18 protein-coding genes are annotated in these 17023 nt (G+C 36.3%); 6 read left to right on the forward strand and 12 right to left on the reverse strand.

Annotated elements, in window-relative coordinates; translation table 11 throughout:
• Positions 1–45 precede the first annotated feature (45 nt).
• The 4 genes from C568_RS0120815 to C568_RS0120830 all read right to left on the reverse strand — a co-directional run bounded on the left by C568_RS0120815 (position 46) and on the right by C568_RS0120830 (position 2681).
• The gene (locus C568_RS0120815) at positions 46–714 is read right to left on the reverse strand and encodes a hypothetical protein (protein WP_018782610.1); all 669 of its coding nucleotides are present in this window, start codon (positions 712–714) and stop codon (positions 46–48) included.
• A 227-nt stretch (positions 715–941) separates the two neighbouring features.
• Positions 942–1397, reverse strand: a complete 456-nt coding sequence (locus C568_RS0120820) for a spore coat protein (protein ID WP_080740143.1) — start codon at positions 1395–1397, stop codon at positions 942–944.
• A 22-nt stretch (positions 1398–1419) separates the two neighbouring features.
• The gene (locus C568_RS0120825; RefSeq protein WP_003194708.1) at positions 1420–1956 is read right to left on the reverse strand and encodes a hypothetical protein; all 537 of its coding nucleotides are present in this window, start codon (positions 1954–1956) and stop codon (positions 1420–1422) included.
• A 485-nt stretch (positions 1957–2441) separates the two neighbouring features.
• Positions 2442–2681: a helix-turn-helix domain-containing protein gene (locus tag C568_RS0120830; protein WP_006093276.1), complete on the reverse strand. Its 240-nt coding sequence runs from the start codon at positions 2679–2681 to the stop codon at positions 2442–2444.
• Positions 2682–2860: 179 nt separating this feature from the next.
• On the opposite strand from C568_RS0120830, the gene C568_RS0120835 reads away from it, so the two are divergent.
• On the forward strand, positions 2861–3229 hold the full coding sequence (locus C568_RS0120835; RefSeq protein WP_003205643.1) for a hypothetical protein: 369 nt from the start codon (positions 2861–2863) through the stop codon (positions 3227–3229).
• Between the two features lie 308 nt (positions 3230–3537).
• Here C568_RS0120835 and C568_RS0120840 read toward each other — a convergent pair whose 3' ends face one another.
• Positions 3538–4587 carry an NAD(P)/FAD-dependent oxidoreductase gene (locus tag C568_RS0120840; protein WP_006093273.1) on the reverse strand — a complete coding sequence of 350 codons (1050 nt, stop codon included), beginning with the start codon at positions 4585–4587 and terminating at the stop codon, positions 3538–3540.
• Between the two features lie 337 nt (positions 4588–4924).
• On the opposite strand from C568_RS0120840, the gene C568_RS0120845 reads away from it, so the two are divergent.
• The 3 genes from C568_RS0120845 to C568_RS0120855 are packed head-to-tail and all read left to right on the forward strand — an operon-like array spanning position 4925 to position 7929.
• Entirely contained in the window at positions 4925–5848 is a 924-nt protein-coding gene (locus C568_RS0120845; protein WP_006093271.1) for an iron-hydroxamate ABC transporter substrate-binding protein, read from the forward strand.
• Positions 5849–5896: 48 nt separating this feature from the next.
• Positions 5897–6931 carry a FecCD family ABC transporter permease gene (locus C568_RS0120850; protein WP_029427565.1) on the forward strand — a complete coding sequence of 345 codons (1035 nt, stop codon included), beginning with the start codon at positions 5897–5899 and terminating at the stop codon, positions 6929–6931.
• Positions 6928–7929 (forward strand): FecCD family ABC transporter permease, encoded by a 1002-nt coding sequence (locus C568_RS0120855; RefSeq protein ID WP_018782613.1) that lies wholly within the window; start codon positions 6928–6930, stop codon positions 7927–7929. Before C568_RS0120850 ends, C568_RS0120855 begins: the two co-directional genes overlap by 4 nt.
• 57 nt (positions 7930–7986) lie before the next feature.
• On the opposite strand, the gene C568_RS0120860 is transcribed toward C568_RS0120855, so the two are convergent.
• From C568_RS0120860 to C568_RS0120885, 6 genes are all read right to left on the reverse strand, one after another.
• A complete protein-coding gene (locus tag C568_RS0120860; RefSeq protein WP_006093266.1) occupies positions 7987–8628 on the reverse strand; it encodes an L-fuculose-phosphate aldolase in 642 nt (213 codons plus the stop codon).
• Positions 8629–8664: 36 nt separating this feature from the next.
• Positions 8665–9450 carry a DeoR/GlpR family DNA-binding transcription regulator gene (locus C568_RS0120865; protein WP_018782614.1) on the reverse strand — a complete coding sequence of 262 codons (786 nt, stop codon included), beginning with the start codon at positions 9448–9450 and terminating at the stop codon, positions 8665–8667.
• A gap of 265 nt (positions 9451–9715) precedes the next feature.
• Positions 9716–10756 carry an S-methyl-5-thioribose-1-phosphate isomerase gene (gene mtnA / locus C568_RS0120870; RefSeq protein ID WP_018782615.1) on the reverse strand — a complete coding sequence of 347 codons (1041 nt, stop codon included), beginning with the start codon at positions 10754–10756 and terminating at the stop codon, positions 9716–9718.
• Between the two features lie 12 nt (positions 10757–10768).
• The gene (mtnK, locus tag C568_RS0120875; protein WP_018782616.1) at positions 10769–11998 is read right to left on the reverse strand and encodes an S-methyl-5-thioribose kinase; all 1230 of its coding nucleotides are present in this window, start codon (positions 11996–11998) and stop codon (positions 10769–10771) included.
• Between the two features lie 367 nt (positions 11999–12365).
• Entirely contained in the window at positions 12366–12974 is a 609-nt protein-coding gene (locus C568_RS0120880; protein WP_018782617.1) for a class I SAM-dependent methyltransferase, read from the reverse strand.
• Between the two features lie 87 nt (positions 12975–13061).
• Positions 13062–14168: a M20 peptidase aminoacylase family protein gene (locus C568_RS0120885; protein WP_018782618.1), complete on the reverse strand. Its 1107-nt coding sequence runs from the start codon at positions 14166–14168 to the stop codon at positions 13062–13064.
• Between the two features lie 236 nt (positions 14169–14404).
• On the opposite strand from C568_RS0120885, the gene C568_RS0120890 reads away from it, so the two are divergent.
• A complete protein-coding gene (locus tag C568_RS0120890) occupies positions 14405–15514 on the forward strand; it encodes a mandelate racemase/muconate lactonizing enzyme family protein (RefSeq protein ID WP_018782619.1) in 1110 nt (369 codons plus the stop codon).
• A gap of 14 nt (positions 15515–15528) precedes the next feature.
• Complete coding sequence (locus C568_RS0120895; RefSeq protein ID WP_018782620.1) at positions 15529–16224, forward strand: hypothetical protein; 696 nt, start codon at positions 15529–15531, stop codon at positions 16222–16224.
• Positions 16225–16294: 70 nt separating this feature from the next.
• On the opposite strand, the gene C568_RS0120900 is transcribed toward C568_RS0120895, so the two are convergent.
• Entirely contained in the window at positions 16295–17002 is a 708-nt protein-coding gene (locus C568_RS0120900; protein ID WP_006093254.1) for a M48 family metallopeptidase, read from the reverse strand.
• Positions 17003–17023: the final 21 nt, after the last annotated feature.

Consider the following 17023-nt stretch of genomic DNA (forward strand, 5'->3'; position numbering starts at 1 on the left):
TTTCTTTTACACACATAAAAGAAAAAGCAAGCCTTCTTAACAAGCTTACGGAAAATGAACCGATTTTACATGTTGAATATTTAAATACACTTTTTCATCACGCGCCTTGATCAATTCAATATGACCATCTTCAATTTTCGTCATCTTCCCAATTTTATTTGAATGTTCGCCTAAATCAAACACCATAATTTTCCTTGCCATTTTGATTAGTTGTTCTTCAAATGTTCTAGCTAGTGTAATATTTAATGGATTAACTGAAAGCTCATTTTTATTGAGGGAATACGGAATTTGATTTTCTTGATAGGGGATTAACCATTTTAGATGTTTTAAAGAAATATATACTGTTTTGTACACAGGGCTATAGAATACTAAATAATCATTCATAACACTTGCAACATAACCATGAATAGGATAACCACCAGCTACATAAATCTCCGTAAAAATCCCTTTAGATGTGCTCAGTACTTTTCGAAGGGAAATTGACGGTGACTCTCTTTTAATAACAGAATCTGTTTCTGGCTTGTGTATTTCGGTCACAAGACTCGCTATAAATTTATAATATTGAATATGATATAAGGAAATATAGATGTAGTCTTTCCCATCATAAATAACAACAATATCATTGCCTACATCAATTAATAATCCTTTAAACCTTTTCTCGCCAATTAATTTAACATAGATATATTCTCCAATATTTTTGCTTAGTTCGTTCACCTGTATCCTCCTTTCTCCAAAGCGTAACTTCCTCTTTATCTCTCATTCACATGTAGCTAAAAAAGAATAATAGGGGGCTAAAACATGTATGCAAAGTGACACAATGCTCTCTTTCTATCTGTATGAATAGTAGAGGAGGGCATTTAGACTATAGTAAAATAATAGCAATTGAACAAAAAACATTCGCCACTACCTATTCCATACTGCCCCCTCTTATTTATCAAACATTACTCTTCTTCATCTTTATTAGTTTTAACGATTTGATTTACGTTTTTAATGTGAAAGTTAATAACGTAAATTACCTCATCACGGTTCACTAATGTAACGTATTCTTCATTTACATCACTTAATAAACCTTCTACGCTTTCTGGTCCACCGCGATTAATTTTGACCCATTTATACTTAAGACTACCTAGTATCTCTTGAAACGTTGCACCATCCGCATAGGATTGCTCAATAAAATAAGGATTTAACCCTATCTCTTTTGCCTTTTTTACAACACCCTTTATATGCTTCTGTTGATAATAAATGACCTCTCCTGTATTTCCTTGAAGAACGAGATAATCATCACCTACTGCCAGCAACACACCTGTACGGCTTTCTGGTCCACCAAGGTTTACTTTTACACCTTGATAAACCAAGCTTTTTATTTGATTTTCAGGAAATATATTTTCCAATTTCATCCCTCCTTCCCCTCTTTTGTTATTATTTGGATCGATTATATCGACTTGATTGTCTTGTTGCTCTTGCTCTTGAATATTGAACATATGCTGTCTGATCGGATTTTTGGTTATTTGACTGATAATCATCTTCTTCTAGTGCTTGCAGACCATAATTCATACTTTTAATATGGAAATGTGGAATCTGTACAACTTCCTCTTTTACAATTAATGTCACATATTCAGAAGAAACATCTTGTAGAATTCCTTCAATCTTTTCTGGACCGCCGCGGTTAATTTTCACCCAACGATACTTTAAATTTTGAAGTAAGCCTTGAAAATCTTCACCTTGTGCAAATGTTGGTAAAACTCCAATGTCTGCAGCAACATCTTTCGCATTTTTTGTAATACTTTTTAGATGTTGAAACTGATAATAGTAAAACGTTCTGTTTTCACTCAATAAAATAAAATGATCCGAATACACTGCGACCACTGTACCTTTTTGAGACTCTGGTCCACCTCGATTCACTCTAACACTCTCTCCAATCAATCCATACAGCAAATCACTACTAATCGTGCTCATGAGAAAACCCCTTTCATTGTTTTATAAGTCGTTTGCACTGATAGTATATGTATCTGTACAGGTTACGTTCTCTATGATTGTCCCATTATATAAAAATATGTTTTTAACACGGGGGTACATCTATCCAATATGTATATCTCTGATGTACAAAAGACTAGCATGGCTTCTATCAATACCCAGCATGTCATTAGCCGCCATTTATGCACACAATTTTACTATTTCATCATAAAAAAATACCGTTTCAAGATACTTATCCTACAGATCTTGAAACAGTATTTATAAAATGAAACTTTACTTAGTGGAGGATTTTTCATCCTCCACTAGTATTAGCCCTCACCAATCGGGCTTTTACGGGCAGTTTATTCTCCACCTAGCTTCTTTACTTTTGTTGAAATTAAAGTGGGAATATTACTGCCCACAAATAGCAGGATAAAAATGATTCTGTATCATTTTTCATAGAGTACTACGCTATAGGCCCATGAGTTTTAATCTTCGTCTTTTACATCCATATCCTCTGGAATTGGCTCATTTAATATTTCTTCTACTAACTGTTTATATTTTTCCATTTGCTCTAAATGCGTATTGAACTGTTCTTTATTCAGCAAATATTGCTCACCGTCATACACGGCTCGAATTCGTTTTTGCTGAACCAATTCTTCAATGTAAGATTCCGGAATATTTAAATATTCTGCTGCTTCTTTTACCGTTATATACAATCGTTTCATTCCCTTATTATTTTTTATGTCTACATTATTATAAAAGATTTTTATAAATAAAATAAAAAGATTTTGTAAATACAAATCAAAAAGCAGGTAGATGCATTCCATATATTGTATAATAATATAGTAAGTATTAAAAAAATATAGATGGCATTTATCCATTTACACAAAGGAGAGTTAAACATATGGCTACTCGTCACATCATTACAATGTTAGAGCAATCATTACAAACTGAAACAACAAATACTGCTTCTCAGCTTTCTAAAGCTTTACCAAAAAGAATCATTGAGCAAACAAAGGCTGCAAATGAAAGCGTAAACTATAATACAATTGGAGAATGGTATAAACATCATTTCATATTTCAACAAGATGATTTCCTTTGGGCTAAATATGCTTACTATGATGCATACTGTGAAGCGTTACAAAACCAGGGACATCTTACAAAACGTGTACGTCACATACTAGAATCTATGGCTAGAAAACACGGGAAACAATATATTGCCTCTGTGCAAAATAAGCAGTTTCCTGATCAGTACGCACAAGGAACAGCATAATTTTCCTTGTCTATAAAAAATATGAACCACAAAAAAAGATTTACAAATCCAACGTTCACGTCTTTTACATGTATTCTCTTCTCAAAATACATGTAAAAGACGTGAACTGAAGAAACCAGTGTAATACAAATGATAAAAAACATAGTAATTATATAAACACCCAGCCTACTTCCTTACTTAATAAAGATTAGGAAAGTAACTGGGTGTTTATCTATTAAAAAGATATTTATTTCAAATCTCTCATAATTCATTTACATATTCTTCTCTATTTATTTCTTTCCACTCTTTAAACTTCTCAACACGACCCATTATTTCATCATTTGCTTAATAATTTCTCGGTTACGCTGCTTGAAAACATCATTATGGGAAGAAACCATTCCATATTCACTCGCATCTGGTTGAATAAATTGTTTTGCTTTATTTACAGCATTTCCAGCATCTTGGAAAGCACCCGCAATTAAATGCAATTTCCCTTCATGCTTTAAAATATCTCCAGCAGCATATAGCCCTTCTATTGAAGATTCACTGTTCGCACTCCCGGCAATAAAATAATTATCAACGATTTCAACATTTAGTTCACTATTTTCCAATAATGTTATATCACGTTCATACCCATGATTAATAATGACTTCGTCAATAGGTAAATGAGAAACTTCACCTGTTTCATGATTCGTTAACTCAATATATTCAATTGCTTCGTGATTATCATCAGCCATCAACTTTGTAATCGACGTATTAAAGAGACAATCCACTGAACTATTCATAAGCTGAGTAACTTGTGCTTCATGACCAGCTAAGGCATCTTTTCTATATGTTAAATAAACCTTTTTCGCAATGGGCTCTAATTCATTTGCCCAATCGATCGCTGAGTTTCCTCCACCTGAAATAATTACAGTCTTATCTTTAAAACCCTTTAAAGATTTGACCGTATAATTTAAATTTGATACTTCAAACCTTTCTGCACCTTCAATTGCTAACTTTTGTGGTTTTAATATTCCACTTCCAGTAGCTACAATAACTGTTTTTGAAAAGTGCTTTTGACCAGAGAAAGTTGTTAGCACAAAAACTCCCTCTTCATTCCGATTGATTGACTCTACCTTTTCATTCAACACTACTTCCGGATGAAATGTTAACCCTTGCTCCACAAGCTGCTCAATTAACTGCGCTCCAGTAACTGGTGGCAATCCCCCGATATCCCAAATCATTTTCTCAGGATAAACATGTACTTTCCCACCTAACTGTGGTTGAAATTCAATTATTTTTGTTTTCATTTCCCTAAGCCCACTATAAAACGCTGAGTAAAGCCCTGCTGGACCTCCTCCAATCACGGTCACATCAAATAATTCTTCTGGATTCATTTATGTTCACTCCCAGGCATCAAATATAATTGATTATCATTCTCGATAAAATATAACCTTTTCCCTTCAGGTTTTCAATCAAAATAACTATTGACAATAGAAAAATATAAAATTATATTATTAAAGAATCGATATTGATAATCATTATCATTTTGTAAACTATTAACAAATTTGTAGGGAAAATAGCGGCTCGTTTATTTATAGATCCCTCAAGTATTTTATTATAATAAATCTCAATATCAAGATTTATAAGATTCCTTAACTACTAAGTGTAAGACATCTATCCCGTTAGAAAGCTATATACTACATACAATTTTATAAAAAGGAGAAAGAAAAAATGAAAAAGTTATTCATTTCACTTACAGTTCTATTCGTACTCGTTATGAGTGCTTGTAGCAACGGTTCGACAGATAAGAAAAACGATTCAAATGCAAAGGGAAGCAAATCAGAAACAATTACATATCAATCTGAGAATGGTAAAGTTGAAGTTCCTGCAAACCCAAAACGCGTTGTTGTACTATCATCATTCGCAGGTAACGTAATATCTTTAGGTGTAAACCTTGTTGGTGTAGATTCATGGTCTAAAATGAATCCGCGTTTTGAAAAAAAATTGAAAGATGTTACAGAAGTATCTGATGAAAATGTTGAAAAAATTATCGAATTAAATCCAGATTTAATCATTGGTTTATCAAACATTAAAAATATCGATAAGTTAAAAAAAATCGCTCCTACTGTAACATTCACATATGGGAAAGTTGACTACTTAACACAACATTTAGAAATCGGTAAACTACTAAATAAAGAAAAAGAAGCAAAAGCTTGGGTTGATGATTTCAAAAAACGTGCGCAAGCCGCTGGAAAAGATATTAAAACAAAAATTGGTGAAGATACAACCGTTTCTGTTATTGAAAACTTCGACAAACAAATCTATGTATTCGGCGATAACTGGGGCCGTGGAACAGAAATCCTGTATCAAGAAATGAAATTAAAAATGCCGGAAAAAGTAAAAGAAAAAGCGCTAAAAGATGGCTACTATGCACTATCAGCTGAAGTTCTACCTGAGTATGCTGGGGATTACTTAATTATAAGTAAAAACAACGATACGAATAATTCATTCCAAGAAACAGAATCGTACAAAAACATTCCAGCTGTTAAAAACAATAAAGCATTTGAAGTAAACGCGAAAGAATTCTATTTTAATGATCCAATCACATTAGATTTCCAACTAGATTTCTTCAAGAAAAGCTTTCTTGGTAAATAACACAACAATGAGGAATTCTTATTTAAAGAATTCCTCTTCCTTTATTCTATGAAAAGAAAAGATGTGAAACTAATGACAAAAGACAATCTACGTTCCACTTCCTTTGTATACAAGCTCATTTTAGGAATCATTGTGTTCTTTATTATATTTATGGTTGCCATGGTATTTGGCGCAGCAGATACCTCTATAAAGGATGTATGGATAGCGCTGACTTCTAACGTTAATGGAGAAAAGTTCTCCATTATCCGTGAACTTCGCTTCCCACGTGAAATTGCAGCCATTTTTGTTGGAGCTGGGCTCGCTGTTTCTGGTGCGATTATGCAAGGTATAACGCGAAATCCACTCGCTGATCCAGGATTACTCGGGCTAACTGGTGGTGCCAACGCTGCCTTGGCAATTACACTTGCCCTTATTCCTTCTGTAAACTATTTTTATATAATGATTGCTTGTTTTATCGGTGCTGCTATCGGCGCCATTATGGTCTTCGGAATTGGTATGATGAAAAAAGGCGGGCTTTCTCCTCTTCGTATTGTACTTGCTGGCGCCGCGGTTTCAGCATTTTTAGTCGCGATTTCAGAAGGAATCGGGATTTATTTTAAAATCTCACAAGATGTATCCATGTGGACTGCCGGAGGCGTAATCGGAACATCATGGAGCCAATTACAGGTCATTGTTCCAGTTATTTCAATCAGTATATTCATTGCAATCTTATTTTCAAAGAAATTGACGATTCTTAGCTTAAGCGAAGAAGTAGCAATAGGACTCGGTCAAAAAATCATCGTCATTAAAATCATTCTTTTTATCGTTATCATTTTACTTGCCGGTGCTTCTGTTTCACTTGTTGGAAATATGGCATTTATCGGTTTAATGGTACCTCATATGGTCCGCCCTATTGTCGGACCAGACTATCGATTTGTGCTACCGATGTCTGCCATTGCTGGTGCTTCTTTTATGCTATTAGCTGACACACTTGGACGCACAATCAACGCTCCATATGAAACACCAATAGCGGCCATTATCGCAATTGTAGGTTTACCATTCTTCCTATTCATCGTACGTAAAGGAGGAAGGTCGTTCTCATGATTCAACAATCTAAAAAACAACGAGTAATCGTACTTGCCTTACTCCTGCTTATTGCAGCAACCATTACAATTGGAATGGGCCTAGGAGCAGCTTCATTGTCCTATGATAGACTGCTACCTACACTTTTTGGCCAAGGTACATTTAAAGAAGAATTTATTTTATTTTCTCTTCGATTACCACGAATTGTGATTACACTATTAGCTGGTATGGCACTTGCCTTATCAGGAGCTATACTACAAGGTATAACGCGTAATGATCTAGCCGAGCCTGGTATTATCGGTATTAACTCAGGGGCAGGCGTTGCAATTGCCCTTTTCTTTTTATATTTTCCAATAGACGCAGGCTCATTTGTTTACTTGCTACCAATCGTTGGATTTATCGGTGCCTTTATTACAGCCTGTCTCATCTATGGATTTTCATACAGTAAAACTGCTGGGCTTCAACCGATAAGACTGACATTAACAGGAATTGGATTTACGTTCGCTCTTTCCGGAACGATGATTGTACTTATTTCATCTGCTGAACGTGCAAAAGTAGACTTTATCGTAAAATGGATTGCCGGAAACATTTGGGGAGATGACTGGGTTTTTGTTTTCGCACTCCTTCCATGGCTAGCTGTACTCATTCCATTTACTTTCTATAAAGCAAACCGATTAAATCTCCTTGCATTAAATGAGCATGTAGCAATTGGTGTTGGTGTCGCACTCGAAAAAGAACGCCGCTCACTCCTTATAGCAGCCGTTGCATTAGCAGCTTCTGCCGTTTCAGTCACAGGGGGAATCGCCTTTATCGGACTTCTGGCTCCTCACATCGCAAAATCTTTAGTCGGGCCGAGGCATCAATTATTTCTTCCTGTTGCCATTTTAATCGGGGGATGGCTATTGTTACTTGCAGATACAATTGGTCGTCATATTGTAGAGCCAAGTGGAATTCCAGCGGGGATTATGGTCGCTTTGATTGGTGCTCCTTATTTTATGTATTTGTTACTTAAGAAATAAAAATAAAATCCCTTGAGAATCGATTTGTTCTCGAGGGATTTTTTCTATTTACTAATTCTAGTGTTGCCCATACCCATCAAACTTCTTCGCCAATCTTGCCATCTCTTCCTCTGGCAACAATTTTGGCTCTCCAATGCACTTCGTTTGATAATAAATTTGCGCGCAAAATTCAATTTCCTCCGCAACAGTAAACGCCATTTTTATATTGTTCCCACCGGCCATTAAGCCGTGATTAGCAAGTAAAACCGCACGGCGATCAATCATTCCTTCAAAAGCCGCTTCTGCTAGTTCCTTTGTTCCGAATGTTTCATACGGCGCACAACGTACATTCGGCCCTGCGAAAGCAATCAGATAAGATACCGCAGGAAGTTCCCATCCTAATGATGCTATTGTTTTTGCGTAAGGGGAGTGCGTGTGAACAAGTGCGTTGATGTCCTCACGCTTTCTATAATAAATAAGATGCATATCTAGTTCACTAGAAGGCTTTCTATCACCTTCCACAATTTCACCATCTAAATTCAATATAGCTACATCTTCAGGCACTGTTTCAAAATAATCTAAACCACTTGGACTTATTGCAATAAGACCTTGTTCACGATTAAAAATACTAATATTACCGCCAGTCCCCTTTGTTAATCCGCTAGCGATCATTTTCTTTCCATACGCTACAATCTCTTCTCTTTCTTTTTGTAGTAACATATATATACATCCCCCTTGGTGTGAACTCTGTGACGACTAGTTTGCTAGAATAATGGGTGTACCATATTCTTTATAGCTGTTAATACATTCTTGCTGCAGTGGTGTCAACGGTATGAGCTCATCTGTGATAATTTTTGTAATACCCTGTTTATCACAAACCTTATAGAAAGCAACCTTTCCGAGCTTCGTATGATCTGCTAAAACAATGACTTCATTCGATTTACTAAGCATCGCTTGCTTCGCTTCTCCTTCATCAATAGCTGTATCTGTTAAGCCTTCATGAAAACTAAGTGCTTTACTTGAAATAAAAGCTTTATCAATATAAATTGCCTCTAAATACTGTTTCAAAGAAGCTCCCATAACAGATAATGATTTCCCACGTAAAAAGCCACCGAGTACAATGACAACAATCTCTGGCACATCTGCTAGTTCAATCGCAATGCTCAGGTTATTTGTCACAACCGTTACATCTTTGCGATCCTTAATAAGTTTACTTACCTCAAGGGCTGTTGTACTCGCATCAAACGCAACGACATCACCATCTTCAATTAACCTAGCAGCTTCACGTGCGATTGCTAACTTCTCTCTCTTATTACTATTTAGACGCTCTTCCATCGAATATTCATATACCCGCTTTGTTTTTAGTTTTACACCACCGTACATCCGAATGACTTTGCCGTCTTTTTCAAGCTTCTCTAAATCTCTTCTTATTGTCATTAATGATACTTGAAATGCATCGCTTAAATATGAAACTTCCACGTGCTCCCTTTGTTCAAGTATCTCAATGATTTTATTTCTTCTCTCTACCGGTGAATTAGACATGATAATCGGTCCTCTTTTTCGTTATTTTCTTATATGTCTAATATACATAAGCAATTTTCTATATAAACCCATCTTGATTTTTCAACATATAAGTCGCTACTACGAAGAACAAAAGATGATCGCTACTTGTTTTCTCTCTGTTTTCACTTGGCATGAGGCAGGAAGAGGACCTGACCGCTTCTATGCATGGACAGGCGCTCTCTCCCATCTAAAAAGAAAGGTTTTATATCAGTTTTTCAATTTGTACTTATATATTTCATAATTACTAAAATAACTTTCTTAAATTCTCGGTAAATGGAGCCCTAACAATTCCCTTTTCCGTAATAATTGCTGTTACATTCTCATGCGGCGTTACATCAAACGCTGGATTATATACTTTACTTTCTTTTGGAGCTGAATATTGCCCAAAGCGGTTAATCACTTCAGAAGCATCACGCTCCTCGATCGGAATCTCCTTACCTGTTGGTGTTTTTACATCAATTGTCGGAGTCGGTGCTGCAACATAAAATGGAATGTTATAATATTTCGCTAAAATGGATACACCAAGCGTTCCAATTTTATTTGCCACATCACCGTTTGCCGCTACACGATCGCAGCCAACAATAACTGCATCAATTTTCCCTTGTGACATAACCATTGCCGCCATATTATCCGTAATGACTGTTACATCAATCCCAGCTCGCTGCAGTTCTAGTGCCGTTAACGTAGATCCTTGTAATCTAGGACGTGTCTCATCAGAATAAATCTTTAAATCCCATCCCTTTTCTTTCGCTAGGTACATCGGCGCTGTTGCAGTACCATATTTCGTTGTTGCTAAAGCACCTGCATTACAATGCGTTAGTACACCCATGCCATCTTGGAACAATGTTAATGCATATTCCCCAATTTGGCGGTTAATCTCTTCATCTTCTTTATGAATTCCTTTTGCTTCCTCTAATAACCTATTTTTCAAATCAGCGATAGATAAATGGGAATGTTCTTTTGCCGCATTTTCCATTCTCTCAAGTGCCCAAAATAAGTTCACCGCTGTCGGTCGAGATGTCGCTAAGTACGTGCAGACTCTATTTACTTCTTCTATAAATGACTCCACTGAATCTTCGGATGTCTCTTTTACGCCTAAATACACACCGTAAGCTGCTGAAACACCAATCGCCGGTGCCCCGCGTACTTTCATTACTTGAATGGCATCCCATACACCCTCAGCTGTTGTAAAAGATTCATAGACTACCTCATTCGGTAATAGAGTTTGATCTAATAAAACTAAAGCATCATCTTTCCACTGAATTGGTATTAATTGCTCTGTCATCATCTTCTCTCCTTACTTTGCACTATGGACAGACTGCTCTTTTAACGTTTGTAAAAAACTAGCGCCTGTTTTATATTCATTTGCTCGTAAAATAAACTTCTTCGCTGCCTGTAAACAAATCCGTTCTGCTCCCGCCCGAGCTTCATCACTTGAAATCGATGTAATATCTTTCACCTTTGCTAATCCAACAATGCGGCGAATCAACTCTAAACCCGTCACAGCCGCTGTATCCACTAACACAGATTGTAAATACCAACGATCAAAGCCAGTTTCCTTTGCCATAATCTCTGTTACATGCGTGCTCCACGCTTCTAAAAACTTCTTCTTAAACAAATCGATTACATCTATAATCGTAGACTCCAGCCAACTCATATAGGTATCTTTTTCCACTCCATCAACCATCGCTACATCTGCATTCACCCAAGCAAATATTAAATTTGCCATCACATTCCCAACGTCGTATCCCATCGGACCATAGAAAGCAAATTCTGGATCAATGACCTTTGTGGAGTCCTTTCGTACAAACACAGAGCCAGTATGTAAATCACCATGAAGTAGTGCCTGCGCATTCGTCATAAACGAAAACTTAGGCTTCGCTACTTCCATACGAAGTGCTTCATCTCCATATATATGCTCCCGAATCCAACCTTCATTTATCGAAAACAACTCATTGCGCTTGTTATGATCTGTAAATGGCTCCGAGTACACAAGATCCTCTGTAATCTCACATAACTCTGGATTGATATAATTCTTCACAAGTTCCTTTTTCTCTTTAGGATTCATCACTACATCAGATGTTAATAAAAGTGTGTTTACCATGAAAGTAGTTAAATCATCCGCAAGCTTTGGAAACATTTGATGGTTAATCAGTGCCGTCCGTAAAATCGTATGGTCTGATAAATCTTCCATCACACAGCAATTCATCATACTATCAAATAAATACACATCTGGTACAAGCCCAGATGCCAGCTTCCCCTCTAACTGTAAAACGTTTGACTCAATGCGAATTCGATTCGTAGACAACTTAAACTCATCTGAAATACGCGCCGTATCTCCGGCTTGCTTCACAATGACAGAAGTTCCTTTCTCCTTATCCCAAACACGAAACACATAATTTAAATTGCCATCCCCAATTTCCTTGCACTGCAAATCTTTTGCGTTTTCAAACATTGGTAACTTCTCTTTCACATACTCAATAACATTATTAGCTTCCATTAAAAAATACTCTGCGAACTTAGACATGGTTTCTCCCTCCACACTAAATGTAAGCGTTTTCTAAAAGCCGTAAAAATAATAGATTGAAAGTATTTTTTTCAATCTATGTTATATGTTCTTTTTGTATCATATTTTGTTTGAAACGAACATCTAGTTTTTATTATAGCTTGTTGGGGATGGGAGTCAATGTTTTCCTATATGAAAATGAGAAGCTACTTTTGTATTTTAAGAGCTTCTTGCTTCCTTTTTATTTAATACGCTTTAACCCCTATCCATCTTACATAATGAGCAAAGTTCAAACATCCTGTACTCCATTGTGTTTTATTTATGGTACGGTTCACCGTATTTAATTCTAAATACTCACTGACATTTACTATTTATCTTTTTACTCCTTCTAGCTTCTCAATCCATAAACCAAAAACCTCTCGTTCCCATTCCGCTCATACACCCCAGGCAATCTAACTTCCTCTTTCAATTCAAATGCCGTTTGATTCTCTAAGAAAAAGATATAATCTTCCGATGGATAATATAAAATAATCTCTATTTCTCTCTCTACTTCCTCCACCGAAAGCAATATATTATTGATTACATTCATAAACACTTGCACTGAAAATGGATTAAAGAAATAAAATCGATTGTCACGCGGATCAATCTCATATTCTTGCGCTAAGCAACATTGAAATTGAATTTTATCTTTACTATTTCTCGATTTCTTCGCATAACGTTCTAAATTTTCCATTGCTTCTTTGTAGAACATCTCGTTCATTTCTATTCCAACAGCTGACGCACCACATGCATGATGAATATAGAAATTCAGCCGGCCTTTTCCGCATCCAAAATCAACAATCCGATCACTGCTTTTCATTTCATATTGATTTAATAATATTTCTAGCCCGCTATATGGCGTTGGTTCATAGCGATGATAATGCAGGGACTTATTGAATCCCTTTTGCTCTCCTACTGTTTTTATATTTAATATCGCATCATAATATTGTTCGTTCATTGATTTTCTCCTATTAAGAAATAATACTTTTTATTATACAACATAGAAAAAAGCCTGATAAAATCAGGCTTTTACTTTAAACCAATATTATTTTAAAGCTTCCAACACAGTTTGCTTCATTATCTCTACTCCATCGATTATACAAGCGTGATCAAACTTCATATAAGGGTGGTGTAACCCGGGCTTTAAATTTGCCCCTAATCCTAACATAACAGCTTTTAAATGCGGCCTTTTGACCGTATAGTAATGAAAATCATCACTTCCTGTAGTAAAAAGTGGCGGTGTGCATCCATCTTCTCCGTATATTTCAAGAATTCCTTTCCGCATGAGTTGTTCTGCCTCTTCCGATACCTCTGCCCCAGGTGCAATATCAACCCATTCGTAAGAAATCTTCGTTCCCATTGATTCAGCTGATTGAATGACATGTTCTATCTTGTTCGTTAACTCTTCTAGCAATACATTGCTCTCCGCCCTTACATCTAAACCGAATTGCCCATTTCCTGGAATGATATTTAAATTATCTCCACCAGCTTGGCATTTCGTCATTTTGACAGAGTATGATTTTTGCGGTGAGAGCCAGATGTTTTTTAATCCGATATTAATCATAGAAATAACATCAATTGCGTTCACACCTTGATGTGGTCGTGCCCCATGCGCATCATCCCCGTGTATATTCGCTTCTAAAAATCCCGCTGCCCCATGCCAAATAGATGGTGCTGCTTTTTTTAAAGGTAATTCTTCAATTGGTCGTAAATGAACACCAAATAAGAAATCAGCGTCATCCACCGCTCCCTTCTCCACCATCTTTAAAGCACCATTTCCTTTTTCTTCTGCAGGCTGGAAAATAAATCGGACAGTTCCTTTTTGCCAATGCTCATTTTTCAACTGCAAAATAAGTCCCATCGCAATCGTCATATGAGCATCGTGACCACAAGAATGATTTGCTTTAAATTTCCCATCTACTTCTTGCCATAATGCATCCATATCAGCACGAATGGCGATAACTGGTTTCCCGTTCCCCATTTCAGCTATAACTCCAGGGCAATCATCAAATACTTTATATGAAACTCCTTCTTCTTCTAGAAATTTCGTAATATAGGCCGTTGTATTATATTCTTTCCAACTTATTTCAGGATTCTCGTGTAAATGCTGAAAAATTTCGTTTAAACGATCTTGAAGCTCTACTGTTTTCACTTTCCCTTTCTCCTTCCTAAATTCGAAGCAGTTTTCTCATTTATAAAAATCCTATTTCGAAAAACATATTGAATATTCACGCAAATGTCAAGAGATTGTCCCTTCATTTCTTTTGAAATATAATAAGGTAATTAAGATCAGAATTCTGAAAATTCTTTTAAAAAATTACTCATCATTAGTCTAATTAAGAATATATGCAACTTTAAATTTATGATACAAAGGACGTGGATTATACAATGAAAATTACAGCAATTCACCTTTATGCAATCCGTTTACCACTTCGTGATCCATTTATTATCAGCTACGGCACTTACCATGATATGCCTTCTATTATTATAAAAATTGAAACAGATGAAGGTATTGTCGGTTACGGTGAAGGAGTAGCCGATGATCACGTTACAGGCGAAACATGGGAAAGTACCTTTCAAGTTTTAAAACATACATTAGCTCCTGCCTTGCTAGGTGTGAATCCAATGAATATCGAGAAGATACATGACATCATGAATCAAACTATTTATAGTGTTCCTACCGCAAAAGCTGCGATTGATATTGCTTGCTTTGATTTAATTGGGAAAAAGTTAGATCAGCCTGTTTATCAATTGATTGGTGGCCGTTACCATGAAGTGTTTCCAATTACTCATGTTTTAAGTATCGCCTCCCCAGAAGCTATGGCAAAAGAAGCTGCTTCCATGATCAATAAAGGCTTTCGCTCTTTTAAAATGAAAGTCGGAACAGATGTCCAAAAAGATGTTGAGAGAATTGAAGCTGTACGTGAACGAGTAGGGAATGATATCGCAATTCGCGTGGATGTAAACCAAGGCTGGAAAAATAGCGCTACTACGTTAACTGCATTACGCTCACTCGGACACTTGAACATTGATTGGATTGAACAACCAGTTATAGCTGACGATATTAATGCAATGGCCTATATTCGCTCAAAAACAGACCTTCCACTTATGATTGACGAAGGACTAAAAAGTTCCCGTGAAATGCGCCAAATTATTCAAATGCAGGCCGCTGATAAAGTGAATATTAAATTAATGAAATGTGGCGGTATATACCCCGCTGTGAAACTCGCTCATCAAGCTGAAATGGCCGGAATTGAATGCCAAGTTGGCTCCATGGTTGAATCATCTGTTGCATCTTCTGCTGGATTCCATGTTGCTTTTTCGAAAAAAATCATCACAAGCGTTGAACTAACAGGACCGTTAAAGTTCACGAAAGATATTGGAGATTTATATTACGACATACCATTTATTCGTCTAAACGAAAAGCCAGGATTAGGCGTCGATGTCAATGAAGATATACTAAATGAATTAACCGTTTTTCAAGACGTTGTTCGCTAAAGGAGGACCACCACATGAACATTCTTTATGAAGGAACATTAAAACAAAACGAACAAAGATTCAAGGTCGCACCATTATCTTTCGATCACATCCAGCAAATTTTATCCTTACAAAATGTTGTAATTGAAGCATTAGAAAATACAGATAGCTTGCAACCTCTTACATTAGAAGAATATCAATATATATTAAACGGAAACGGCTTAATAATTGGTGCATTTGTAGATCAAGAGCTGATTGCGTTTCGTGCACTCTTAGTCCCACCTATTGATGACGAACATTTAGGGTTTGATATTGGTTTAACTGAGGATGATTTAGACCGTGTTATTTACCAAGAAATCTCAAATGTTCATCCAAAGTGCCGTGGAAACGGCATGCAGAAAATATTAGCAACAGTGATTATGGAACAATTAACACAAACAGACAGCAAATACGATTACGTTTGTTGTACAGTTGCGCCATTTAATATTCCGAGTTTGAAAGATAAGTTTGCGCAAAGGATGGAGATTGCGGCGCTGAAGGAGAAGTATGGCGGGAGTATGCGGTATGTATTTGTGAAGGAATTGCGCAAGGATAAAGAAAGAGATTGGACGGATGTTAAGAACATTTCGATGAGTGATGCTAGCGAACAGCAGGCATTACTTTCAGAGGGTTATCGTGGATATGAGATGGAGAAAGTGGATGAGGCTTTCATTGTGAAATTTGGACGATAATATATATACAAAAAGAACCCTAATTCATTAGGGTTCTACTTTATTTCAAGCCACATATCCAGAGTAATAACTAAACCGTCATTTTCCAACTTGATAACGCTAACCAGTTTTCCATCTCCTTATAATCAGGCATTATCTTCCCAACAAGACGCCAAAAAGATCGATCATGATTTAAATGGACCATATGGCACATTTCATGAACAACTACATAGTCAATCACCCTCTGAGGTGCCATTGCTAGCTTCCAATTAAACGTTAACTGTAGATTTGAATCACAAGTTCCCCATGTACGGTTACTATCTGAAATACGGATTAAACGCGGCTTTGTTTTAAAGTTACTTTGATACGATTTAATACTCTTCTCTACTAACGCTTTACACTGTTTATAATAAAATCGTTTTAAAGCTTGTTGTATTTTCTCATTCTTAAGCTCTTTCACATAAATATGCAGCTTATCTCCTTCAAACACCGCATTATCTTGCTCAATACTTGTATCTTGAGAAATCTGTATCGGGTACGTGTTTCCTAAATACAGAAAGCCCTCTCCTTGATCATAAGCCTTTTCCTGTGACCCAAGCACTCTCTCCTGCATTTCCTTACGTGTTTTCTGAATCCAATCCCATTTCTCCTCTAACAACTGGATTATATATTCAACAGGCGTCCCTTTCGGAGCTTGCACCTCAACATTTCCGTAAGAATCTACATAAAGACGTACTGATTTTTTCTTCTTGCAATTTATATGAAAATTGATTGTCTCACCTAAATATGTATGTATCATTTCATCACCTAGCGTATTTGT

Origin of the sequence: Bacillus sp. 95MFCvi2.1, from assembly GCF_000374965.1 — a bacterium.
Taxonomy (GTDB): domain Bacteria; phylum Bacillota; class Bacilli; order Bacillales; family Bacillaceae_G; genus Bacillus_A; species Bacillus_A pseudomycoides.